Source organism: Micromonospora globbae, assembly GCF_003610785.1.
GTDB lineage: Bacteria > Actinomycetota > Actinomycetes > Mycobacteriales > Micromonosporaceae > Micromonospora > Micromonospora globbae.
In genome coordinates, this window is sequence record NZ_RAQQ01000002.1 from 318842 (window position 1) to 342233 (window position 23392).

Consider the following 23392-nt stretch of genomic DNA (forward strand, 5'->3'; position numbering starts at 1 on the left):
GCCGCGTCACTCGGGCGGGTCGCCGTGGCTGCGCGGGTGCCGCCACTCGTCGTTCTCCTGTGGTGCGCGCTGGGCGCCCAACCGGGTCTCCTCGGGCTCGTCGGTCTCCTCGAAGCTGGGCCGGCGGACGTGCTCCGGGTCCGGCACGTTGACCGGGCGGGCGCCGGACTGCGGCGCCGGGGTGTACTCGGTCGCCTCGCGCGGGCCGTGCGCGCCCTCGGCGGCCGGGGACTCGGGCACCTTGCGGACGTGGCGCATCTCCTCGCGGAACTCCTGCGGCGGCCGGGTGGTGCGCTGCGGGAGGTCGCGGCCGAGGTCGGCGACGACGGGGCCGTACTTCGCGTCGAACGCGGGCCGCTCGGAGCGGATGCGGGGCATCCGGTCGAAGTTGCGCAGCGGCGGCGGGCAGGTGGTGGCCCACTCGAGCGAGTTGCCGTAGCCCCAGGGGTCGTCGACCGTGACCATCGCGCCGTACCGCCAGGACTTCCACGCGTTGTAGATGAAGAACAGCGTGGAGAAGCCGAGCACGAACGCGGAGATGGACGAGATGGTGTTCAGCGTGGTGAAGCCGTCGGTGGGCAGGTAGTCGGCGTACCGCCGCGGCATGCCCTCGTTGCCGAGCCAGTGCTGCACGAGGAACGTGCCGTGGAAGCCGAGGAACATCGTCCAGAAGTGGACCTTGCCGAGCCGCTCGTCGAGGAGCCGCCCGGTGAACTTCGGCCACCAGAAGTAGAAGCCGCCGAAGAGCGCGAACACCACGGTGCCGAACAGCACGTAGTGGAAGTGCGCGACGACGAAGTACGTGTCGTGGGTGTGGAAGTCGACCGGCGGGGCGGCCAGCTGCACGCCGGTGAGGCCGCCGAGCAGGAAGGTGACGAGGAAGCCGATGGCGAACAGCATCGGCGTCTCGAACGTGATCTGCCCCTTCCACATGGTGCCGATCCAGTTGAAGAACTTCACGCCGGTCGGCACGGCGATGAGGTAGCTGAGGATGCTGAAGAACGGGAGCAGCACCTGGCCGGTGGCGAACATGTGGTGCGCCCACACGGTCATCGACAGGAAGGTGATCGCCATGGTGGCGAGCACCAGACCGGTGTAGCCGAAGATCGGCTTACGGGAGAAGACCGGGATGATCTCGGTGATGATGCCGAAGAACGGCAGCGCGATGATGTAGACCTCGGGGTGGCCGAAGAACCAGAACAGGTGCTGCCAGAGCATCGGCCCGCCGGTCGCGGCGTCGTAGACGTGGGCGTTGATCAGCCGGTCGGCCGCGAGGGCCAGCAGCGCCGCGGCGAGCAGCGGGAAGACCAGGATCACCAGCACGCTGACGAAGAGCATGTTCCAGGTGAAGATCGGCATCCGGAACATGGTCATGCCGGGGGCGCGCAGCGTCAGGATCGTGGTGATCATGTTGACCGCGCCGAGGATCGTGCCCAGGCCGGAGACGACCAGCCCGAGCACCCACAGGTTCGCGCCGACACCCGGGGAGTGCTCCACGTCGCTCAGCGGCGTGTACGCGGTCCAGCCGAAGTCCGCCGAGCCGTTCGGCGTCGCGAAGCCACTGATCACCATGAGGCCGCCGAACAGGAACAGCCAGTAGGCGAGCGCGTTGAGCCGGGGGAACGAGACGTCCGGCGCGCCGACCTGGATCGGCACGATGAAGTTCGCGAAGCCGAATGCCGCGGGGGTGGCGAACAGCAGCAGCATGACGGCGCCGTGCGAGGTGAACAGCTGGTTGTACTGCTCCGGCGACAGGAACTGCATCCCGGGCCGGGCCAGCTCGGCGCGCATCAGCATCGCCTCCAGGCCGGCCACGAGGAAGAACCCGAACGAGGTCAGCAGGTAGAGGATGCCGATCTGCTTGTGGTCGGTGGTGGCCAGGAACCGGATGAGCGAGGACCCGGGGAGGGACTTGCGGAGCGGCCCGGGGTACCCGCCGAAGCGGGCTGGCGCCAGGATCGCCGGTCCCCGATCTCGGCCTGGCTCCGTCGTCACCCGCTCGGGCATGGCTCTCACCTCATGGTCGGCACAAGGGGACGGGCGTGCCTACCCGACCCGCTCCCTATGAAACCAGGCCGAAGGGGTAAATCTGCTCAATTCGCGGTGCCGGTCAGTTCACCGGCAGCATGGCCCAGACCGCCTTGCCGTCCCCGACGGGCGCGCTGCCCCAGCGCTGGGCCAGCTCCCGGACGAGCAGCAGGCCGCGGCCGCCCTCGGCGCGCGGCTGGGGAGCGCGGGCCTGCACCGACCTGCGGCACCCGTCGACCACCGCGAGATGCAGGTACGGCGGCCGCAGCGTCAGTGTCACCTGCATCGGTGTGCCGGCGTGCCGGACGACGTTGGCGACCAGCTCGCTGAGGACCACCGAGGCGGGCCCGGCCACCTCCGGCAGGTTCCACCGGGCGCAGGCGTCCCGGACCAGCTCCCGCGCGCGTCGGCACGCCTCGGCCACCGGCTCCAGGCGGGCGCCCAGCCGGGGCGCGACCGCGGCCCGGGCCGCGCGGGTCGCCTCGTCGCAGTCCCGCCGCACCGGCACCACCCGGCAGGTGGTCGACTCGGCCAGCCACCGCGCGGCGGGCGGCGGCGGGGCGCACAGCACCACGGGCACGGCCGGCCACTCCTCGGCGCGGCGGGCCGCCGCCGCGAACACCGAGAGCGCCAGGCGGTCGCGGACGGCGACCCCGCCCAGGTCCACCACGAGGGCGTCGGGCTGCGCGGTGAGGCACGCGTCCAGCGCCCGGTGGACCGCACGCATCGTGCCCAGGTCGAGCGTCCCGTCGAGACGGACGACGGTGACCGGCGAACCCTCGCGCACCTCGCAGGTGATCCGGCTCGACATCAGGACCTCTTCGCGTCTCGTCGGTGGGACTCAGGAACTACCCCCCGCCCCGACCGACGAAACCGGCCTCACGCGAGCCGCCCTCGCGCTCCCGGGATCGGAGCGCGACGGCGTCGCGGCCGAGCGTGCCCGCGTCCGCGCGGGCTCGGCTCAGCGGCGTCGGCCGGTCAGCGCCCCGAGCGCGATCATGATCACGCCGAGTCCCAGGTGCAGCCAGTTGTCCGCGGCGTTGAGCGGCAGGACGTTCGCGCCGCTGTCGGCGTCGACGGCGAGCCCGTAGAGCCAGAGCACCAGGTAGATCGCGCCGCCACCGACCAGGTAGGTCCGGGCGCGGGTGACCGTCCGGGCCATGACGAGGCCGGCCACCCCGAAGGCGAGGTGGACGAGGTTGTGCAGCACCGAGACCTGGAAGGCGCCGAGCAGCGTGGCCCCGGAGTGGTGGCCGGCGAGGCGCAGGTCCCCGATGGGGTCGGTGACCCCGGGAACGAAGCCGAGAACGCCGACGATCAGGAAGACCACGCCCACGACACCGGCCGCCCGGCGTACCGGCGGCTTGCCGTCGGCCGGGTTGGCCCGGGCGCGGGAGTGGGCCATGGGTCCGGTCACCGCCGTCTCCTCCCTCTGCGGGCCTCGGCCGGGGCGCGGCTACCCGGGATCGGGACGGACAAACCGCGCCCGGCGGTGGCGGGGCGCCGGCGTCACGACGGACCCCCGGCCATGTCGAACGCCGTGAGGTGGGACTCCTCCCGCCAGGCCGGCCGGCGGGGCGTCGCGGCCAGCTTCCGGACCCGCTCGTAGAGGGTGAGGTACCGCTCGGCCATCACCGCCGGGGTGAACCGGGCGACCGCCTCGCGGCGGCACTCGTCCGGGTCGAGGACGCTCGCCGCGAGCACCAGCTCGCCCAGCTCCTCCTCGTCGGCGGTGAGCAGGCCGGTGCGGCCGTGCGCGACCAGCTCGGGCAGGCAGCCCCGGGCGATCCCCACCACCGGGGTGCCCAGGGCCAGCGACTCGACCACGGCCGTGCCACCGGGCTCCTCCCAGCGCAGCGGGAACAGCGCCACCCGGGCGGTGGCCAGCAGGTCGTCGCGCTCCCGTCCGGCGACCGTCCCGACCCAGCGCACCAGGTCCCCGTCCACGTACGGCGCGACCTCCTCGACGAAGAAGCGGACGTCGGGGTTCTGACGGGCCTCCTCGCCGGCGGCGGCGAGGTCCTCCGGCCGGTGGTACGGGCCGACGGGGCCGGCGAGGACCAGCCGGAAGCCGACCCGGTGGGCGAGCCGGGCGCCGAGGTCCTGGCCCTTGCCCGGGTTGATCCGACCGAGCACCACCACGTGGTCGCCCTTGGCGGGCCGGGGCCGGCGGTCGGCGTCCACGGCGAGGGGGGTGGACAGGTGCACGTGCCCGACCGAGTGGTCCCGCAGCGCCTGCGGCGCCCGCGCCAGCTGGGAGGCCGAGACGCCGTTGACCCGTACCCGGCCGCCGCCGTCGAGGGTCCCGTAGAGGGCGGGGTGCTTGGCCAGGTCCCAGTGCAGCGTGTGCAGCACGGGCGGTGCGTCGGCGCCCATCGCGGTGAGGGTGGCCAGGCCCACCGCCTCGACGTGGTCGTGCACCAGGTCGATGTCGTCGCGGGTGTGCAGCTCGCGGACGACGCCCGCCAGGTGCGCCTGCGCGACGCCGCAGACCTGGTTGTACGGCCGCTGGAGGGAGGCGAACTGGCCCTCGGGGAAGACCGACACCAGCTCGTCCACCGGCAGGGTGCTGTCGCCCACCGAGGCGAGCACCACCCGGACCCCGAGGCGCCGCAGTTCCGGCACCAGCGTCGCGATCACGTTCTCGATGCCGCCGTAGCCGGGCGGCGGCACCGACAGCCAGGGGCCGGCGTTCATCAGCACGGTGAGGCTCATCGCGCCCACCTCCGTCCGTGGGCGCGGCGGGCGGTGGACGGCCGGCCGTTCACGCCGCCGCCATCCGCCGGCGCGGCACCCGGTGCCGCAGCTCCGCGAGGGGCGGACGTTCCTGGATGGACACGTCGCTCACCACGATCTCCCGCTCCAGGTTGGGCAGCGCCTCGGAGCCGCCGCGGCGGAACTGGGTCAGCAGCGGGGTCGGGTCCGCGCCCGGCGCCGCCCAGCCGCGGCGCTGCAACCGGGACCAGACGGTCAGCAGGATCTGGGCGGACATCCGCCCCAGCGCCGCGGTGTCCTGGTGCCGGTGCTTGCGCTCGCCGAGGTCCACCTGCGCCAGCGCGTCCAGCCCGACCAGTTCGAGCAGGTCGATGAGCATGGCCGTCTCCACGCCGTAGCCGGAGACGAACGGCACCTGTGCGAGGACGTCGCGGCGGCCGGCGTACTCGCCGGCGAGCGGCTGCACGAATCCCGCGAGCTCCGGCCAGAACAGGTTGAGCAGCGGCCGGGCCATCAGCTCCGTCACCCGCCCGCCACCGTCCGGCTCCACGCTCGTCGCCCCGACCAGGGGCCGGTGGTAGAACCCCTTCACGAACTCGACCGACGGGTCGGTCAGCAACGGGCCGACCAGCCCGGTCACGAAGTGCGGGCGGAACTCCCGCAGGTCGGCGTCGACGAACGCCACCACGTCACCCTCGGCGGCGGCCAACCCCGCCCACAGGGCGTCCCCCTTGCCGGTCAGCCGGGGCAGCCCCCGGGTCATCGCGTCCTGGCTCACCACCTCGGCGCCCGCCGCCCGCGCGACCTGCGCGGTCCGGTCGGTGGACCGCGAGTCCACCACGATCAGCTCGTCGACGAGGGCGACCCGGTCCATGAGGTGCTCGCGGATGGTGGACACGATCGCACCGACGGTCGCCTCCTCGTTGCGCGCGGGCAGCACGACGCTCACCCGGCTCGCCCCCTTGGCCCGGACCAGCCGTCGGGCGTTCCACTCGGCGGCCGACGTGGTCCGGTAGGTGGCCCAGGCCTCCACCACCGGAGAGACGGTCGAATCACTTTCCCGCACGGGACACACCCCCAGATCGTGGCGGAAAACACGGCCTCGCATTTCCCAGTGCCGGCGTCGCGCTAACCGGATCATGCCTACCAGCTTGATCACGATTCGTGCCGCGTCGGGTTCCCTCATCGTGAACGTTTGGTTGCCCGGCCCCCGGGGGAGTGCTTGCGTCGATACACGAATCCCTGGCGGGAGAGGGCGGGTCGCATGCGTACGTGCCGGGTGGGACTGGTCGGTGCCGGCGGGGTGGCGCAGCGCCACGCCCGCGTGCTGTCCGGATTCGAGGACGTCGAACTGGTGGGGGTGACCGACGTGCGCCCCGCCGCGGCGGCGGCGCTGGCCGGCACGCACGGCGCCCGGACCTTCCGCGACGTCGACGAACTGCTCGCGGCCGGGCCGGACGCCGTGTACGTCTGCGTGCCGCCGTTCGCCCACGGCGCCGTCGAGGAGGCGGTCGTGGCCGCCGGGGTGCCGATGTTCGTGGAGAAGCCGGTCGCCGTCGACCTCGTCACCGCCGAGCGGATCGCCGACCTGGTCGCCCGGCGCGGGCTGCTCACCGCCGTCGGGCACCACTGGCGGTACCTGCCCGTGGTGCAGCACGCGCGGGACCTGCTCGCCGGCCGTACCGTGCGGATGGTCAGCGGCGCCTGGTGGGACAGGGTGCCGCCGGTCGACTGGTGGTGCCGGCGCGACGGCTCGGGCGGCCCCGTGGTCGAGCAGGCTGCCCACGTGCTCGACCTCGTCCGGCTCCTCGTCGGCGAGGCGACCGAGGTGACCGCGTACGGCGACGGGAGCCCCCCGCCGGTCGAGGGGGCCGACATCGACTCGGTCACGGCGGCCACCCTCCGCTTCGCCGGCGGCGCGGTCGGCACCCTGACCGCCGCCTGCGTGCTCGGTTGGAAGCACCGGGCCGGGGTGGAGATCCTCGCCGACGGGCTCGCGCTGACCCTGACCGAGGACGGCCTGCTCGTCTGCGACGGCGACGGGGAGCGGCGCCTGCCCGCCGACCCGGAGGCCGCCCGGGTGGCCGTCGACCGGGCCTTCGTCGACGCCGTCCGGGGCCTGGGCGACGACGTCCGCGTCCCGTACGCCGAGGCCCTGGCCACCCACCGGCTGGCGCTGGCCGTGGCCGACTCGGCCCGCACCGGACGCGCCGTACGCCTCGACCAGCCGGCCCCGGCGACGCTCCCGGCCAGCGGGGTGACCGTCGATGCGTGACCGGGTCGTGGTCGTCGAGGGCCCCGGCCGCGTACGCGTGGTCGAGCAGGACGCCGGGCCGCTGCGACCCGGCACGTTCCGGGTCCAGACGCTGTTCAGCGGCGTCTCCGCGGGCACCGAACTCAGCTACGTCAAGGGCACCAACCCCTATCTCAACGTCACCTGGGACGCCGACCTCGGCCTGTTCCGCCCCGGTCCGCCGAGCAGCCCGTACCCGGTGACCCGGCTCGGCTACATGCAGGTGGGCCGGGTGGTCGAGAGCGCCACCCCGGCGGTCGCGGAGGGCGCGGTCGGCGCCATGACGTACGGCCACCGCACCGGCTGGGTGGCCGACCCGCTGGCCGAGCGGTTCGTGCCGCTCCCCGACGACCTGGACCCGCTGCTCGGCGTCTACGCCGCCCACATGGGCCCGATCTGCGCCAACGGGCTGCTGCACGCCGCCGCCGACCTGCACGGGAGCGACGTGCGCTCCCTCGACGACGGGGTGGCCGGCCGCCGCGTCGCCGTGGTCGGGTGCGGGGTCGTGGGCCTGCTCACGGCGCTGTTCGCCCGGCGGCACGGCGCGGCCTCCGTCGTGGTGCTCGACCCGACGCCGCAGCGGCGGCAGGTCGCCGAGGCGCTGGGGCTGGAGGCCCTCGACCCGGACGCCGACGACGCCGCCGTGGTGCTCAAGACCCGCTGGGCGCACGCGGCCGGCGACCGGGGCGCCGACGTGGTGTTCCAGTGCCGCGGCCAGGCGTGGGCCCTGCACCTGGCGCTGCGCCTGCTGCGGCCGCAGGGGACCGTGATCGACCTGGCGTTCTACCAGGCGGGCGCCGACGAGGTGCGCCTCGGGGAGGAATTCCACCACAACGGCCTCTCCGTCCGGTGCGCCCAGATCGGGCGGGTGCCCCGTGGTCTCGCTCCCACCTGGGACCGGGAACGCCTCTCGGCCGCGACCGTCGACCTGCTGCGGGACGACGGCGACGCGATCGGGAAGCACCTCGTCTCGGCGGTGGTGCCGTTCGACGAGGCGCCCGCCGTGCTGACCGACCTCGCCGCCCGGCGGCGCCACGAGCTCCAGGTGGTGCTGGCGGTCTGAGGCGCCGGTCGGGCGCCCGTGCCGACATGCCGACCGGGCGGGACGCGGAAGGCGGCCGAGTTCGCGTACCGTTGCGGCTCATGGGTGTGTCGCAACGGTTGAAGAGCAGGTTCCGGCGGTTCCTCCAGCGCCCGGGCACGACGGTGGACCTCGCGCCGCTGGAGAAGCTGCTGCCGGCGATCGCCGCGCGCGAGGACGACCTCGCGGCGCTGGACGACGCCGAACTCACCGAGGCCGCCGGCAAGGCCACCGGCTACGAGGAGATCTGCGCGATCGGCCGGGAGGCCGCCCGGCGCGGGCTCGACCAGCGCCCGTACGATGTCCAGCTGCTCGGCGCGATGGCGCTGCTGTCCGGCAAGGTCGCCGAGATGGCCACCGGCGAGGGCAAGACGCTCACCGCGACCATCGCCGCGTACGGGCACGTCCGGATGGGCAACGGGCCGGTGCACGTGCTCACCGTCAACGACTACCTGGCCCGCCGCGACGCCCAGTGGATGGAGCCGGTCTACACCCTGCTCGGCCTCACCGTGGGCTGGGTCAACGAGGCGTCCACCCCGCAGGAGCGCCGGGAGGCGTACGCCTGCGACGTCACCTACGTCTCGGTGAGCGAGGCGGGCTTCGACTACCTGCGCGACCAGCTCGTCACCGACATCGCCGACCGGGTCCAGCGGCCGCTGAGCACCGCCATCGTCGACGAGGCCGACTCGATCCTCATCGACGAGGCCCGGGTGCCGATGGTGCTCGCCGGCACGGTCCCCGGCGAGCAGGACCCGGTGCACACGGCCGCCGCCCTGGTGCGCGGCCTGCGCAAGGGCAGGCACTACACGGTGGCCGAGGACGGCCGCAGCGTGGCGTTCACCTCGGCCGGGCTCGCCGCCGTCGAGGCGAAGCTCGGCATCGACCTGTACGACGAGGAGAACGTCCAGCAGCTCTCGGCCGTGAACGTGGCGCTGCACGCGCACGCCCTGCTGCACCGTGACGTGGACTACATCGTCCGCGACGGGTCGGTGGAGCTGATCGACGAGATGCGCGGCCGGGTCGCCCAGCGGCGGCGCTGGCCGGACGGGCTCCAGGCGGCCGTGGAGGCCAAGGAGGGCCTCGACGCGACGGCCGAGGGCGAGGTGCTCGGCACCATCGCCGTGCAGGCGTTCATCGGCCTCTACCCGAGGGTCTGCGGCATGACGGCGACCGCCGTCCTCGTCGGTGACCAGCTGCGCGAGTTCTTCGGCCTCGAGGTCGCCGTGATCCCGCCGAACACCCCGTGCATCCGGGAGGACGAGCCGGACCGCATCTACGCCACCCGGGCCGAGAAGGAGGAGGCGCTGATCGACGAGATCCGGCGCTGCCACGAGGTCGGCCGTCCGGTGCTGGTGGGCACGCTGGACGTCAAGGAGTCCGAGCAGCTCGCCGCCGGCCTGCACGCCGCCGGCGTGCCGTGCGCCGTGCTCAACGCCAAGAACGACGACGAGGAGGCGGCGATCATCGCCGAGGCCGGCGCGTTCGGCGCGGTGACCGTCTCCACGCAGATGGCCGGCCGGGGCGTCGACATCCGGCTCGGCGGCAGCGACCAGGCCGACCGGGAGCGGGTGGCCGCCCTCGGCGGCCTCTACGTGATCGGCAGCGGCCGGCACGACAGCCGCCGGGTCGACGACCAGCTGCGCGGCCGGGCCGGCCGCCAGGGCGACCCGGGCGGCTCGGTGTTCTTCGTCAGCCTCGAGGACGACCTGGTGGTCCGCCACGCCGCCGACGTGGTGCCGCCGTCGCCGCGGATGCACGCCGACGGCCTGGTCACCGACGAGCAGGTCGACTACGCGGTGGAGCACGCCCAGCGGGTCGCCGAGGGCGTCGACCACGAGATCCACCGCAACACGTGGCGCTACAGCGTGGTCATCGAGCAGCAGCGCAAGGCCCTCGCGGAGCGGCGGGAGCGGCTGCTCACCACCGACGTGGCGGCGCTGATGCTGCTGGACAAGGTGCCGGAGAAGGCCGGCGAGATGGACGAGGACCTGCTCTGCCGGGTGGCGCGGTCGATCGCGCTCTACCACCTCGACCGGCTCTGGGCCGAGCACCTGGCCGAGCTGTCGGAGGTCCGCGAGGGCGTGCACCTGCGCGCGCTGGGCCGGCTGGACCCGCTGGACGAGTTCCACCGGGCCGCGGTCCCGGCGTTCAACGCGCTGATCCCGGAGATCGAGGCGCGCACCATCGCCACCTTCACCGAGACCGAATTCGATGAGGACTGGGAGCCGGACGAGGCCGCGCTGGTCCGCCCGAGCGCCACGTGGACGTACCTCGTGCACGACAACCCGTTCGGCTCGGAGCTCGACCGGCTGATCGCCTCGGTGGGCCGCCGGCTCACCGGCGCGTCCCGCTGACGTCACCCGGGGCCCGCGCGGCGCAGGCCGGTGCCGGGCAGGCCCCGTTTTGGCCCGTTTCGACCCGTGTACGCGGGGGTAGTAGGGCGGGTCCGAAGACTCGGGAGAGAACAGAGCATGACACAGGTGATGGCACCGGCCGACCGCGCCGTGGCCGGCGGCGGAGCGGGGGCTGGGCGCCGGTGAACCTCGACACCGACCAGCCGGCGGTCGCGACCGTCGGCGTCCTGGAGACCGCCGCGCTGTTGCGCGAGCTGACCGCCGGCCTGATCGCCGCGACCGATTTCGACGAGGCGCTGGCCGCGCTGGTCCGGATCACCCGGGACGCCGTGGCCGGGGTGAGCTGGTGCGGTTTCACCGCCCTGCGCGCCGGGGAGCCGGCCGCTGCCGCCGCCTCCGATCCGCGCCTCGCCGGCCTGGACGACCTGCGGCACGGCCCGGACACGCCGGCCATGGACGCGATCCGCCGGCGGGAGATGGTGCTGTCGGAGAATCTGCGCCACGAGCGGCGCTGGCCGGACTGGACGCCCCGCGCCGTCGACCTCGGCGTCCGCGGGGTGATCTCCGCCCCGCTCGACGTCGACGACCACGTGCTGGGCGCCGTCAACCTGTACGCGGGCGCCGCCGACGCGCTCACACCTCAGCACCAGCTCACGGCCATGCTGCTCGCCGAACACGCCGGCCTGCTGCTGGCGGCCGTCCGCGACCGCGCCCGCCAACTGGAGGCGGCCGGCGAGCGGGACGCCTCCCTGCTCGACGGCGGGGTCGTCGGCCAGGCCATCGGGGTGATCATGACGCAGCGCGGCTGCCCGGCCGAGGAGGCGTTGGAGGTGCTCCGCACCGCCGCCTCGTCCCTCGACATCCCGCTGCGCGAGGTGGCCGAACGCCTGGTCCGCACCGTTTCCCGACCCCGGGACAACTGACGGCCGTCCCCTCCGCGTCGTTTCGGCCCGTTCGCACCCGGGTAGCACCCTGGGCTCAGGGGCGAGGCGACCAGAGGAGGGGACGATGCAGAGCCGGCTGCGGGTGCAGGGGCACCCCATCCAACCGATGCTGGTGACGTTCCCGTACGGGCTCTTCGTCAGCGCCGGGATCTTCGACCTCACCGACGTGATCGGCGGGCCCGCGTTCCTCGGCGAGGTCGGCTACTGGACGGCGGTCGCCGCGCTCGTGAGCGCCGCGCTGACCGCCGTGGCCGGGATGGTCGACCTGTGGGACGTGCCGGGTGACCGCACCCGCGCGACGGCGATCGCCTTCAACCTCGTGAACCTGGCGACGGCCGGGCTCTTCCTGCTGGCCTGCCTCATCCGGGCCGACTCCCCGCAGCGGGGCGCCTCGGTCGCGCTGCTCGCCGTCGAGGTGCTGGCCCTCGCCGTGGGCGGGGTCGGCGTACGGCTCGGCGCGCGTCTGGTGCGCCGGTTCGACGCGGGCCGGGCCGCGGAGACCACGAGCCTCGACGCGCTCGACGGCGTGGCCGGCTCGACCGTCGAGATCGTCACCCCGACCCGGTCCCTGCGCGGCCGCTGACAAACGGGTTGCCGCCGGCCGGCGCCGGCCGGCACCCTCGCCCGGTGGACACCGATCCGGACTTCGCGCGACTGATCGAGGAGGGCGCCGCGGCGCCGGTCGAGGGCTGGGCGTTCGACTGGCTGGCCGGTCGCGCCACCGAGGAACGTCCCCCGTGGGGGTACGCCCGCATGGTCGCCGAGCGGATGGCGACCGCCGACGCGGCCCTGGACGTGGACACCGGCGGCGGCGAGGTGCTCGCCGAGGTGCCCCGGCCGCCGCGGCTGCTGGTGGCCACGGAGGGTTGGCCGCCGAACGTGCCGGTCGCCCGCCGGGCGCTGCGCCCGCTGGGCGCCACCGTCGTGGCCGTCACCCCGGACGCCCCGCTGCCGTTCCGCGACGCGAGCTTCGATCTCGTGGTGAGCCGGCACCCGGTCCGCACCGACTGGCCGGAGACGGCCCGGGTGCTCCGCCCCGGCGGCACGTTCCTGTCCCAGCAGATCGGTCCCGGCACCGTGCGGGAGCTGAGCGAGGCCATCCTCGGACCGCTGCCTCCGCCCGCGCAGCGGCATCCCCGGCAGGCGGTGGCGGCGGCCCGGGCGGCCGGACTCACCGTGGTGGACCTGCGGGAGGCGACGCTGCGGACGGTCTTCAACGACATCGCGGCGGTGGTCTGGTTCCTGCGCAAGGTCGTCTGGACCGTGCCCGGCTTCACGGTCGACCGGTACCGCCCCCAGCTGTACGCCCTGCACCGCCGCATCCTGGCCGAGGGCCCGTTCGTGGCCCACGCCCGCCGGTTCCTCGTCGAGGCCCACCGCCCCACCCGCTCCGGCCGATCATGAGGTTGGCGGGGCCGGGCGCCCGCCGAGTGGTCAGCGGGGTGCGGCGGCGGTGTGGTGGGCGGCGAGGACGTCCTGGCCGAAGTCGCTCTCGGGGCGGCGCAGCACGGTGTGCGCGTGGTTGCCGTCGTCGGTGGTGTTGTCGTACTCGATCAGCAGGTCGTCACCCTGCACCCGGTAGTAGTGCCGCTGGCCCGGCTGGACCGGGCCGGCCCAGGCGACGTGCAGCTCGCGGCCGTCCAGCCGGCGCGCCTCGCGGGTCGCGAGCTCCGGCGGGAGCCGGTCCAGGTAGACGGCGACGAGCTGGTCGAGCAGCGCCCGGGCGGTCGGGCCGAGCCGGTCGGCCGGGACGCCGAGCGGCTCCACCGGCCCGCGCACCCGGGGGCGGGTGGCGCTCACGATGTCCCCGGGCGCCTCATCGGCGATGATCGCCCGGGCCCGGGCGGCCGGGCCCATCGAGTCGAGCAGCGCGCGGGCCAGGTCCTCCTCGACGCCGAGCGGCCGGGAGACCGGGTGCCCGGCGTGCCGGACCGTGGCCGGGTTCGCGCCGAAGAAGATCGGGGCGGGGGAGACCTGGTCGTCCACCACCGTCATGCTGACCGACAGGTGGTGGCCCTCCAGCCGCCAGGCCCAGCGGTCGTCCCGCACGGGGTCGCCGAAGACGGCCACCCAGTAGTCGCCGCTGTGCCGGCCGCCCCGCCACCCCTCGGCGCGGTCCAGCACCTCCTCCAGCGCGACGATCGCCATGGCCTGCGCGTACGCGGCGGGGCTCAGCGCGGTGGCCAGCAGCCGGTGCGCGGCCTTGCGGGCGGGGCGGCCCAGGTCGTCCAGGCAGACGCCGGGCCGGGGACGCGGCCGGTACCCCAGCCACTGCCGGGCGTCGGTGTCGTCGAAGCGGTACACCGCACGGGCCCGCGCCGGCTCGTCGAGCGCCGCCAGGAGGTCGCCGGCGGCGGCGCGCATCTGTTCGGGCAGCGGGTCGTCCACCGCCTCTGTATACCGGGCCGGACCGCGGCCCGCCCGCGATGTCGGCGGGAAGGCCGCGACCCCGCCGGGGCGCGGTGACCGCGGGGCGGCGGGAAGCGGGCGCCCTGGTACGGTCTGGCGCGCGTGGGGGAGGGCGATGGACGACGCGATCTACGTGGGTAACGCGGGTGTCGACGGCGCGACCAACGGTGGATGGCTGCTGGGGCACTTCATGCCGCCGGGCGAGGTCCGGCACAGCACCGACGTCGAGATCAAGTGGGGTGTGCACCCGCCGGGGGAGACCCGGGCACGGTGGGCGACCGGGGAGCGGCGTACGGCGTTGCTGGTGCTGGTGAGCGGGCGGTTCCGGGTGGAGTTGCCGGACCGCACGGTGGTGCTCGGCGCCCCCGGCGACTACGTGGTGTGGGGCCCCGGGGTCGACCACTCCTGGTACGCCGAGCGGGAGTCGGTGGTCCTCACGGTCCGCTGGCCGTCGGTGCCGGGCTACCGGGTGGAGCCGCCCGTCATCCGGTGAGCCGGCCGCGCCGCGGAAGGGTCCGCGCGCGCGTGAGCGGTGGCCGGGGTCCGCGAGCGGGAACGCCCGCCCGAGCCCGACGACCCGGAATCCCAGCATCCGATATCCCCACTAAACCGATAGGGTTTATGGGCTATGGTGGACGGTGTCGCCGACCCGTGAGGACAGCCCGATGACCCACCGCACCACCGATCTGCTCGCCGTGGCCGCCCGGTGGGCGGCGGACCCGGGCGGGTGGCCGGAGCCGCTGCGCTTCGATCCCGTCACCCGCTGGTACGCGCGACTCGCCGCCGACGCCGACCACGAGGTGTGGGCGCTCAGCTGGCTGCCGGGGCAGGGCACGGACCTGCACGACCACGGTGGCTCGGCGGGGGCGTTCCTCGTCGTCGCCGGAGTCCTCACCGAGGAGACGGTCAGCGGCGGCCGGCTGCGCCCCCACCGGCTGCCCGCCGGCGCCGGCCGGCGCTTCGGCGCCCGCCACGTGCACCTCGTCGCCAACCGGGGCGACGCCCCGGCGGTCAGCGTGCACGTCTACCGTCCGGCGCTGCGCTGGATGACCCGCTACGACCTCACCGGCGGCCGGCTGCGGGTCGCCGAGGTGGCCGAGGCCGGGGTGGCGTGGTGACGACCGCGCCGCGCCGTCCGCTCCCGCCCACCCGGCCCGGCCGGTCCCGCTGTCGACACCGGAAGGACACGACCATGAGCCAGCTCCAGGCCACCGGTGCGCCGGCCTCGCCGCCGCCCGGCTCCCGCGGCATCGACGAGATCCTGGCCGCCGCCCGGGCCCGGCTCGACCGACTCGACCCCGAACGGGCGCACGTCGCCTGCCGGACGGGGGCGCTGCTGGTCGACATCCGCCCGGCCGCCCAGCGGGCCGCGCACGGCACCGTCCCGGGGGCGCTCGCCGTCGAACGCAACGTCCTCGAGTGGCGCTTCGACCCCCGCTGTCCCGCCCGGCTGCCCCAGGCGGTCGGCTACGACCTTCCCGTCGTGGTCATCTGCCAGGAGGGCTACACCTCCTCGCTGGCCGCCGCCGCCCTGAAGGACCTCGGGCTGTGGCGGGCCACCGACGTAGTCGGCGGATTCGCCGCCTGGCGGATCGCCGGCCTGCCGGTACTCGGCCCGACCCCGCTGCCGCCGTCCCCGTTCCCGCCCCCGGTCACCGCCGCCCGGGCACGTCGCTGACCGCCGCGCTCCACCGGGCGCGGCGGGCGTACGCCGCAACAGGAGGCACCATGTCCGTCGTCGCCGTCCCGCCCCGACCCCGCCCGCCGGCCCGCGCCGACCGCCCCGGGCCGCGCCGCGCCACCGCGACCCTCACCCTCACCGTCGACCTCCCGCCGGGCCCGCTCACGCCTCGGCTGGCCCGGCTGCTCGACCTGATCGGTGAACTCGCCGAGTCCGGCGAGGGCAGGCTGCGCGCCGCCGGCGCCGCGCCGGCCGTACCCGGCCCGCCGTCGCCCGTACCGGCGCCGGGCCCCGCGGCGTCCGGCCCGCTCCCACCCGGCCCGGCCGCCGCCGGACCCGAGGAGGTCCGCATCCTGGCCGGCCCGCGGGTGGTGCGCCACGGCGGGCGTACGGTGACGCTGACCCGCATCGAGTACGACCTGCTGCTCTTCCTGGCCGAACGCCCCCGTCGGGTCTTCACGCGGCGGCAACTGCTCAGCAGCGTCTGGGGATACGACCACGCCGTGGCCCGCACGGTCGACGTGCACGTCCGCCGGCTGCGGGCCAAGTTCGGCCCCGGCGCCCCGCTCGTGACCACCGTGCACGGCGTCGGCTACCGGCTCGCCGACGACGCGCGGATCACCGTGGAGCGGGACGGGTGACGGCCCCGGATCCACATGGGAGCGCGCCCGGTCGAGGTGAACGATCCTCACCGGACGCGGCCCGCGCCGGGCGGCGTGGAATGTGAACCGGGCGGGGACCCCCCGTATCGGGTCATCTCGGCGGCTCTGCTGTAATCATCAGGCCTCGTACGCAGAGCGAGCATTCGGCTCCGATGTGTTCGTCAATTGTCACATTCATGCAACGCAGCCGCCTCTTGACCCTCGCACGGGTGCCGGGAAGCATCGATGAAGCGGCGTCCCGGGCCGTGGGGATATACCCGGACCAGCCAAGGAGGACCATGTCGGTCAGCCCCGCCTCGTCGCGCGCCGGATGGCATACGTCCCAACCCGCGGTTCCCGGTCGGCCCCCCGGCGGCCAGCGCCGCCCGGCGAGCACGCCCGCACCGGTGCTCACCGTCACGCTCTCCATCCCGCTGGCGTGCGAGGAGTCGCTGACGCCGCCCGCGCGCCGGTTGCTGGAGGCCGCCCGGGAGCTGATCGAACGCGGCGAGGGCACCGTGACCGGGGTCCCCGCGACCGTCGAGCGTCGGGTCGACGTGCCGGCGAACCGGGCCGCCTCCCGATCGGTCGCCCCCACGATCCCCACCCTGCACATCCTCGCCTCGTCCCGCTCGGTGCTGCGCGACGGCGAGCCGCTGCCGCTGACCCGCCTCGAGTTCGACCTGCTGCTGCACCTGGTCGCCCACCCCCGCCGGGTCTTCACCCGGCTGCAACTGCTCAACGCCGTCTGGGGCTACGAGCACGCCGGCGTACGCACCGTCGACGTGCACGTACGCCGTCTGCGCGGCAAGGTCGGCGTGGACGTGCCGCTGGTCACGACGGTGTACGGGGTGGGCTACCGCCTCGCCGACGACGCGCGGGTCACCGTCGACCGCAACGGCTGACCCCGCCGCCGGCCCGGCAGGATGGTCGGGTGCGCATCCGTCCCATCTCGCCCGAGCGGCTCGTCGCGGAACTCACCGACCACCTGGCGGAGCGGGCCGCCGGCACCGGCACCGGGCGGCTCCGGGTCGGCGTCGACGGCCCGGACGCCGCGGCCCCGGACGAGCTGGCGGCCGCCCTGGTCGACCCGTTGCGCGCCCGGGGCCGCCCGGTGCTGCACGTGCGGGCCGGCGACTTCCTGCGCCCCGCCTCCGTCCGCCTCGAACGGGGGCGCACCAACCCGGACGCGTACTACGAGGGCTGGGTGGACGAGTCCGGCCTGCGCCGGGAGGTGCTCGACCCGGCCGGTCCGGGCGGCTCGGGCCGGATGCTGCCCTCGCTCTGGGACGCCGACGCCGACCGGGCGAGCCGCGCGGCGTACGTGCGACTGCCGCCCGGCGGGGTCGTGCTCGTGAGCGGGGCGCTGCTGCTCGGCGGAGGGCTGCCCTTCGACGTCACCGTCCACCTGGCTCTCTCCGCGGCCGCGCTGCGCCGGCGCACCGCACCGGAGCGGCGGTGGACCCTGCCGGCCTTCGACCGGTACGCCGCGGAGGTCGCCCCCGACTCCTTCGCCGACGTCGTCGTGCGGGTCGACGACCCCCGCCACCCGGCCCTCGTCGAGCCCGCGGAGCCCGCCTGAGCGCGCCGACGGCAAGCCCGGCGGGCGGCGCACGGCACCAGCGCGGGCGGGTGGGCGAGGCGCCGGCGAGCGTGGCGCGCTCGCTCCGGCGCAGGGGTGACGGAACCGCACCGGCGTCCGGAAAATCCCCGGTTTGATCGACTGGCGGGGTGGGTATTCGCCCGGCTCACAGAGCACGGGTGACCGCTCGTGCACCGGACGCGACGACCGGGGCCACCGCGCACCGGGCCCCGGTTGACCAGAGGCCAGGAAAGGCAGGCAGTCATGCTCGTCCACGACACGGTAGGAACGGGCCGTACCCAGGCGGAGATCGACCAGATCCGGCAGTCCCTCCAGGCGCGCTACGACGAGCTGTCCGCGGAGTACGAGCAGGCGGTGCTGCAGAGCCAGGTGCTGCGGCTGGTCGAGGTCGGCGACACCGCCGGCGACGACCAGGCCGACAGCGGCACCAAGACCGCCGAGCGGGACACCGCCCAGTCCCTGCTGCGGACGATCCTCGACCGCCGCGCCCAGTACGAGCACGCCCTCACCCGCCTCGAAGAGGGCACCTACGGCTTCTGCGAGGGCTGCTCGGCGCCGATCCCCGTCGAGCGGCTGGAGATCTTCCCCTCCGCCACCACCTGCGTCACCTGCAAGCAGACCCGGGAGCGGCGGGCGGCCTGACGAGCCAGCGGTTGCCGGTCGGTCCGGAGCGCGGTGGACTCCACCCATGGGTGACATCAAGGTGGGCACCGCGTCCTGGACCGACCGGACGCTGTTGGACTCCGGCTGGTACCCGCAGACCGCGGACACCCCGGAGAAGCGGCTGGCGTACTACGCCCGGCAGTTCCCGCTGGTCGAGGTGGACGCCACCTACTACTCACCGCCGGCCGAGCGGACGGCGCGGCTGTGGGCCGAGCGCACCCCGGCCGGCTTCACGTTCAACGTCAAGGCGTTCAGCCTGCTCACCGGGCACCCCACCCGGGTGAGCGCCCTCTACAAGGACCTGCGGCCGCAGACCGACAAGCGCAACGTCTATCCCGACGACCTCGCGCCGCAGGCGTACGAGGAGGTGTGGACGCGCTTCCTCACGGCACTCGACCCGCTCGTCGAGGCGGGCAAGCTCGGCGCGCTGCTGTTCCAGTTCCCGCCGTGGTTCACCATCCGGCGCGACAACAAGCAGTACCTGCTGGAGGTCGCGAAGCGCTGCGCGCCGCTGCGGCCGGTGATCGAGTTCCGGCACGCCTCCTGGTTCGACGGGGACAACCGGGACGAGACGCTGGAGTTCCTGCGCAAGCACCACCTGCCGTACGTCTGCGTGGACATGCCGCAGGGACACCGCTCGTCCGTCCCGCCCGTCCTGGCCGCCACGGCGGACCTCGCCGTGGTGCGCTTCCACGGGCACAGCGAGAAGTGGACCAGCACCGACATCCACGAGAAGTTCGGCTACCGCTACTCCGACCGGGAACTGCGCGACTGGGCGCCGAAACTGCGCGAGCTGGCCGACTCGGCGCGGGAGACGCACGTGCTCATGAACAACTGCTACCGCGACTACGCGCAGACCAACGCCGCCACCCTCGCCGGGCTGCTCGGCGCCGACTGACCGGGCTCACCCCGGACGGGTGACGCCACCTCACCCACCCGAGCGGCACCGTGGAGGGTGCGTGCGGTCGGTCCACCGACCGGCGCACCACGAGGAGGTGACCGGGAATGACGGCTCGGGTGGTGACGGATCCCCGGCGCGGGGCCGTCCTGCACGTGGTCGGCGCGTCCGGCGACGCCCGGCAGGCCCCGCGGGCCGGCCGGCGCAGCCCCGTCCGGGCGCGTCCCGGACCGGCGGGTCCGCCGCGACGCGACGACGACCGACGCTGGGTAACCGACGAACGGGGGTGGGAAGATGGCTGAGCAGTTGGTGTCGGCGTTCGAGTCCTCGATGGACAAGACGAACCTGATCCTGAAGGACATCGAGAACGCCTACGGCTGGCCCAAGGAACAGCGCAACCAGTCCTACGCGGCGCTGCGCACGGTGCTGCACCTGCTGCGCGACCGGCTGCCGGTGCAGGAGAGCGCCGAGTTCGCCCAGCAGCTGCCGGTGCTGGTGCGCGGCATCTACTACGACGGGTGGAACCCGTCCGACGTGCCGATCAAGCTGAACCGGGACGACTTCCTCTACGAGGTCCGGCAGGGCTTCCCGTACGACGTGGAGGGCGGCCCGGAGCGGGTCGTGCAGGTGGTGCTCGACACCCTGCGCCGGCACGTCACCCAGGGCGAGTGGGAGGACGTCAAGGACACCATGCCCCGGGACCTGGCCCGGATGATGCCGTGAGGTGACGCCGGCCCGCCCCGCCTCCGGGGCGGGCCGAAGGTCACCCGGCGGGGACGCGGCTCACCGGCAGCCCGGCCCGCCGGGCCAGGCGGGCGAAGGCGACGGCGTCGACGATCGCCGCCCCGCCCGGATCGTTGTTGAAGTAGACGTACGCCGGCGCGTCGCCGAACGCCTCGGCGATCCGGCGCACCCAGGAGGCGAGCGCCGCGCGGCCGTACCGCGGATGCGGGTGCGCACGCCCCTCGTGCAGCCGCAGGTAGCCGAAGTCGGTGGTGCGCCACAGCGGCGTGACCGGCCGGCCCCGGCGGTCCGCCCAGACCAGCGCCGCCCGGTGCCGCTCCAGCACCGCCCGGGTGGCGGCCGTCCACCACGACGGGTGGCGCGGCTCGACGGCCACCCGCACGTCCGGCGGGAACAGCCGCAGGGTGCCGTCGAGCGCCGCGGTGTCGGCGCCGAGGGTCGGCGGCAGTTGCAGCAGGACCGGCCCGAGCCGGTCGCCGAGCGCGGTGGCCCGGCCGAGGAAGCGGGCGACCGGTTCGGCGGGCTCCGCGAGCCGCCGGATGTGGGTCAGGTAGCGGCTCATCTTCACCGCCACGCAGAAGTCGTCCGGCGTACGGGCCCGCCAGGCGGCGAACGTGTCCCGCTCCGGCAGCCGGTAGAAGGCGTTGTTGACCTCCACGGTGGCGAACCGCTCCGCGTAGTGCTCCAGCCAGAGCCGCTGCGGCAGCCCGGGCGGGTAGAACCGGTCGCGCCAGTCGCGGTACTGCCATCCCGAGGTGCCGACCAGGACCATCGCCGGCTACCAGAGGTCGAAGCGGAACACCTCGAACGCGACGCCGTAGCGGACGCCCAGCCGGGTGCCGGTCGGCCGCGCGAGCCCCTCCAGGAACTCCTCGGCGTCGAAGCCGCCGTCGCCCAGCCCGGCCAGGTACGCCTCGTGCGCCCGCAGGGAGGCCACCCCCCGGTCGAACGTGTCGGTCACGTCGACACCGTGCGCGGCGAGGGGCGACGCCGCGGCCCACACCTGCCGGACCCCGGCCCACCGCTCGAGGCCGTCGGTGAGCTGCTCCGGGAACACCCACCGGTTGCCGGCGTCGCGCACGGCGTCCAGCACCGCCCGCCCCGTGGCGATGTGGTCCGCCTGGTTCAGGGCGTACGCGCCGTCCCACGTCTCCCGGAAGTTCGTCGTGATGACGATCTCGGGCCGGTGCCGCCGCACCACCTCGGCGATCGCGCGTCGCAGTGGCACGCCGTACTCCAGGACGCCGTCGGGCAGCCCGAGGAACTCGACGGTGTCGACCCCGACGAGCGCCGCCGAGTCCCGCTGCTCCTGCTCCCGGATCTGCCGGGCGCGCTCGGGCGGGATCCCGTCGATGCCCGCCTCCCCGCTGGTGACGAGGCAGTAGGCGATCCGCTTGCCCTGGCCGGTCCAGCGCGCGATGGCCGCGGCCGCGCCGAACTCCAGGTCGTCGGGGTGGGCCACGACCGCCAGCGCGCGCTGCCAGTCCTCTGTCACCGGTTCGAGCGGAAGCATGGTGGGCTCGGTCATCGACACCTCCTGCGCGTCCGCCCCATCCTGCCACCGCCGTCCGCGGCGTGCCGCCCGCCGTCCGCGCGGCCGGCGCCGGCGGGTCGGACCGTCGGTGCGGCCGCGCTGGCCGAACCGCCCGTGCGCGCCCTACCGGCCGTCTACGGTGTGGTTAGAGGAGACCGAGGGTGGGGTAGCACCCGCTGCACGACGGACCCCGGCGTAGGCGGGGCGGCATGAGGGAGCAGCGATGGCACTCAGCGACGACGACATGACGACCAGCGGCGCCGGTGGCGGCGAGGGTCCCGCCGACGGGGGCGCGACGCCGGGCAAGCGCGACGGCGGCGCGGACGGCAGCGCCGACGAGGGTGTCGAGCGCGGTCTCGACCGGGGGGCCGACGAGGGCGCGGAGGGCCCGGCGGACGGCGGCGCCACTCCCGGCAAGCAGGACGGCGGCGCCGACGGCGCGGCCGAGGGCCCGGCGGACGGCGGCACCACCCCGGGCAAGCAGGACGGCGGCGCCGACGGCCCGGCCAACTGACCGATCGCCATGACGGACATCGACCCGCCGGGCGGCAACGGCCGCCCGGCGGTGCCGTCGCAGGCCGCGGCGGACGCCCTCGCCCGCTGCGTGGCCGTGGAGCCCGCGAAGTTCGCCGCCGCGCACTGGGGCCGGACCCCGCTGCTGTCCCGGGCCGACGAACTGCCGAACCGGGCCGGCTTCACCGACCTGTTCAGCCCCGACGACGCCGACGAGCTGCTCAGCCGGCGCGGCCTGCGTACGCCGTTCCTGCGGATCGCCAAGGACGGCGAGCTGGTGCCGCCGGCCCGCTGGACCGGCGGGGGCGGCGCCGGCGCCGAGATCGGCGACCAGGTCCTCGACGAGCGGGTGCTGGAGCAGTACGCCGCCGGAGCGACCCTCGTGCTGCAGGGCCTGCACCGCACCTGGCCGCCGCTCATCGACCTCGCCCGCGACCTGGGTCTCGCGCTGGGCCAGCCGTTGCAGGTCAACGCCTACCTCACGCCGGCCGGCAACCAGGGGTTCGCCACCCACTACGACACCCACGACGTCTTCGTGCTCCAGGTCGACGGCCGCAAGCACTGGCGGATCCACCCGCCGGTGCTGCCCGACCCGCTGGAACGGCAGCCGTGGGGCGGCCGGGCCGACGAGGTCGCCGCGACCGCGGCCGGACCGGCCACGCTCGACGTCGTCCTCGCCCCGGGCGACGCGCTCTACCTGCCGCGCGGCTGGCTGCACAGCGCACAGGCGCAGGAGTACAGCTCGCTGCACCTGACCGTGGGCGTGCGCGCCCTCACCCGGTACGCGCTCGTCGAGGAGCTGCTGGCGCTGGCCGCCGAGGACGGCCGGTTGCGGACGAGCCTGCCGCTGGGCATCGACGTGGCCGACCCGGACGCCGTCGAGCCGGAACTCACCGAGACGGTGGAGGCGCTGCGGGACTGGCTGCTGCGCGTCGACCCCGCGGCGGTGGCCGGGCGGCTGCGGAGGCGGGCCTGGCCCGCGGCCCGGCCGGCGCCCATCCGCCCGCTCGCTCAGGCCGCCGTGCTCGCCACACTGGACGCCGACACGCGGGTCGCGGTGCGGCCCGGGCTGCGGTGGCAGCTCGAACCCGAGGGCGACGACCGGGTCGCGCTGCGGCTGTTCGACCGCACCATCACGCTGCCCGCCCAGTGCGCGCCCGCCGTCCGGGCGCTGCTCACCGGCGCGGTCGGCCGGGTCGGTGACCTGCCGGGCCTCGACGACGACGCCGACCGGGTGACGCTGGCCCGCCGGCTGCTGCGGGAGGCCGTGCTGGTCCCCGCCTGACGCCGC

25 protein-coding genes are annotated in these 23392 nt (G+C 74.9%); 17 read left to right on the top strand and 8 right to left on the bottom strand.

What is annotated here, in order from left to right:
- Positions 1-6: 6 nt before the first annotated feature.
- The 5 genes from ctaD to D7I43_RS03810 form a co-directional block, all read right to left on the bottom strand.
- Positions 7-2007 (bottom strand): aa3-type cytochrome oxidase subunit I, encoded by a 2001-nt coding sequence (gene ctaD / locus D7I43_RS03790; RefSeq protein ID WP_120326946.1) that lies wholly within the window; start codon positions 2005-2007, stop codon positions 7-9.
- A gap of 103 nt (positions 2008-2110) precedes the next feature.
- Positions 2111-2839 (bottom strand): ATP-binding protein, encoded by a 729-nt coding sequence (locus D7I43_RS03795; protein WP_120326947.1) that lies wholly within the window; start codon positions 2837-2839, stop codon positions 2111-2113.
- A gap of 150 nt (positions 2840-2989) precedes the next feature.
- Positions 2990-3445: a DUF4383 domain-containing protein gene (locus tag D7I43_RS03800; protein ID WP_240032786.1), complete on the bottom strand. Its 456-nt coding sequence runs from the start codon at positions 3443-3445 to the stop codon at positions 2990-2992.
- 92 nt (positions 3446-3537) lie between these two features.
- Positions 3538-4743: a glycosyltransferase gene (locus tag D7I43_RS03805; RefSeq protein WP_120326948.1), complete on the bottom strand. Its 1206-nt coding sequence runs from the start codon at positions 4741-4743 to the stop codon at positions 3538-3540.
- Positions 4744-4792: 49 nt separating this feature from the next.
- Entirely contained in the window at positions 4793-5851 is a 1059-nt protein-coding gene (locus D7I43_RS03810; protein WP_396844458.1) for a glucosyl-3-phosphoglycerate synthase, read from the bottom strand.
- A gap of 156 nt (positions 5852-6007) precedes the next feature.
- Between D7I43_RS03810 and D7I43_RS03815 the strand changes: the two genes are divergently transcribed.
- The 6 genes from D7I43_RS03815 (at position 6008) to D7I43_RS03840 (ending at position 12819) form a co-directional block, all read left to right on the top strand.
- Positions 6008-7018 (top strand): Gfo/Idh/MocA family protein, encoded by a 1011-nt coding sequence (locus D7I43_RS03815; RefSeq protein ID WP_120326950.1) that lies wholly within the window; start codon positions 6008-6010, stop codon positions 7016-7018.
- Positions 7011-8099, top strand: coding sequence for a zinc-binding dehydrogenase (locus D7I43_RS03820; protein ID WP_120326951.1), 1089 nt, complete (start codon positions 7011-7013; stop codon positions 8097-8099). Before D7I43_RS03815 ends, D7I43_RS03820 begins: the two co-directional genes overlap by 8 nt.
- An 80-nt stretch (positions 8100-8179) precedes the next feature.
- Positions 8180-10471, top strand: a complete 2292-nt coding sequence (gene secA2, locus D7I43_RS03825) for an accessory Sec system translocase SecA2 (RefSeq protein ID WP_120326952.1) — start codon at positions 8180-8182, stop codon at positions 10469-10471.
- 182 nt (positions 10472-10653) lie between these two features.
- Positions 10654-11394, top strand: a complete 741-nt coding sequence (locus tag D7I43_RS03830) for a GAF and ANTAR domain-containing protein (protein ID WP_120326953.1) — start codon at positions 10654-10656, stop codon at positions 11392-11394.
- Between the two features lie 85 nt (positions 11395-11479).
- The gene (locus tag D7I43_RS03835) at positions 11480-11998 is read left to right on the top strand and encodes a DUF2231 domain-containing protein (protein WP_120326954.1); all 519 of its coding nucleotides are present in this window, start codon (positions 11480-11482) and stop codon (positions 11996-11998) included.
- 44 nt (positions 11999-12042) lie between these two features.
- Entirely contained in the window at positions 12043-12819 is a 777-nt protein-coding gene (locus D7I43_RS03840; protein ID WP_120326955.1) for a class I SAM-dependent methyltransferase, read from the top strand.
- Between the two features lie 30 nt (positions 12820-12849).
- Here D7I43_RS03840 and D7I43_RS03845 read toward each other — a convergent pair whose 3' ends face one another.
- Positions 12850-13803 carry a DUF3500 domain-containing protein gene (locus tag D7I43_RS03845; RefSeq protein WP_120326956.1) on the bottom strand — a complete coding sequence of 318 codons (954 nt, stop codon included), beginning with the start codon at positions 13801-13803 and terminating at the stop codon, positions 12850-12852.
- A gap of 136 nt (positions 13804-13939) precedes the next feature.
- Between D7I43_RS03845 and D7I43_RS03850 the strand changes: the two genes are divergently transcribed.
- From D7I43_RS03850 to D7I43_RS03895, 9 genes are all read left to right on the top strand, one after another.
- Entirely contained in the window at positions 13940-14317 is a 378-nt protein-coding gene (locus D7I43_RS03850; protein WP_120326957.1) for a cupin domain-containing protein, read from the top strand.
- A 172-nt stretch (positions 14318-14489) separates the two neighbouring features.
- Positions 14490-14942 (top strand): cysteine dioxygenase, encoded by a 453-nt coding sequence (locus D7I43_RS03855; RefSeq protein ID WP_120326958.1) that lies wholly within the window; start codon positions 14490-14492, stop codon positions 14940-14942.
- Positions 14943-15016: 74 nt separating this feature from the next.
- On the top strand, positions 15017-15502 hold the full coding sequence (locus D7I43_RS03860; protein WP_120326959.1) for a rhodanese-like domain-containing protein: 486 nt from the start codon (positions 15017-15019) through the stop codon (positions 15500-15502).
- Positions 15503-15552: 50 nt separating this feature from the next.
- A complete protein-coding gene (locus D7I43_RS34030) occupies positions 15553-16146 on the top strand; it encodes a winged helix-turn-helix domain-containing protein (protein ID WP_120326960.1) in 594 nt (197 codons plus the stop codon).
- 299 nt (positions 16147-16445) lie between these two features.
- Positions 16446-17051 (top strand): winged helix-turn-helix domain-containing protein, encoded by a 606-nt coding sequence (locus D7I43_RS03870; protein WP_120326961.1) that lies wholly within the window; start codon positions 16446-16448, stop codon positions 17049-17051.
- Positions 17052-17080: 29 nt separating this feature from the next.
- Positions 17081-17728, top strand: a complete 648-nt coding sequence (locus D7I43_RS03875; RefSeq protein ID WP_120326962.1) for a nucleoside/nucleotide kinase family protein — start codon at positions 17081-17083, stop codon at positions 17726-17728.
- Positions 17729-17992: 264 nt separating this feature from the next.
- Positions 17993-18391 (top strand): TraR/DksA family transcriptional regulator, encoded by a 399-nt coding sequence (locus D7I43_RS03880; RefSeq protein ID WP_120326963.1) that lies wholly within the window; start codon positions 17993-17995, stop codon positions 18389-18391.
- A gap of 46 nt (positions 18392-18437) precedes the next feature.
- The gene (locus D7I43_RS03885; RefSeq protein WP_120326964.1) at positions 18438-19310 is read left to right on the top strand and encodes a DUF72 domain-containing protein; all 873 of its coding nucleotides are present in this window, start codon (positions 18438-18440) and stop codon (positions 19308-19310) included.
- Between the two features lie 294 nt (positions 19311-19604).
- On the top strand, positions 19605-20033 hold the full coding sequence (locus D7I43_RS03895; protein ID WP_120326966.1) for a DUF2267 domain-containing protein: 429 nt from the start codon (positions 19605-19607) through the stop codon (positions 20031-20033).
- 40 nt (positions 20034-20073) lie between these two features.
- Here D7I43_RS03895 and D7I43_RS03900 read toward each other — a convergent pair whose 3' ends face one another.
- Both D7I43_RS03900 and D7I43_RS03905 read right to left on the bottom strand, forming a co-directional pair.
- Positions 20074-20826 (bottom strand): DUF72 domain-containing protein, encoded by a 753-nt coding sequence (locus D7I43_RS03900; RefSeq protein ID WP_120326967.1) that lies wholly within the window; start codon positions 20824-20826, stop codon positions 20074-20076.
- Positions 20827-20832: 6 nt separating this feature from the next.
- Positions 20833-21582 (bottom strand): PIG-L deacetylase family protein, encoded by a 750-nt coding sequence (locus tag D7I43_RS03905; protein ID WP_120326968.1) that lies wholly within the window; start codon positions 21580-21582, stop codon positions 20833-20835.
- A gap of 229 nt (positions 21583-21811) precedes the next feature.
- Between D7I43_RS03905 and D7I43_RS03910 the strand changes: the two genes are divergently transcribed.
- Together D7I43_RS03910 and D7I43_RS03915 are read left to right on the top strand one after the other, a co-directional pair.
- A complete protein-coding gene (locus tag D7I43_RS03910; protein ID WP_120326969.1) occupies positions 21812-22102 on the top strand; it encodes a hypothetical protein in 291 nt (96 codons plus the stop codon).
- A gap of 9 nt (positions 22103-22111) precedes the next feature.
- Positions 22112-23386 carry a cupin domain-containing protein gene (locus D7I43_RS03915; protein WP_120326970.1) on the top strand — a complete coding sequence of 425 codons (1275 nt, stop codon included), beginning with the start codon at positions 22112-22114 and terminating at the stop codon, positions 23384-23386.
- Positions 23387-23392: the final 6 nt, after the last annotated feature.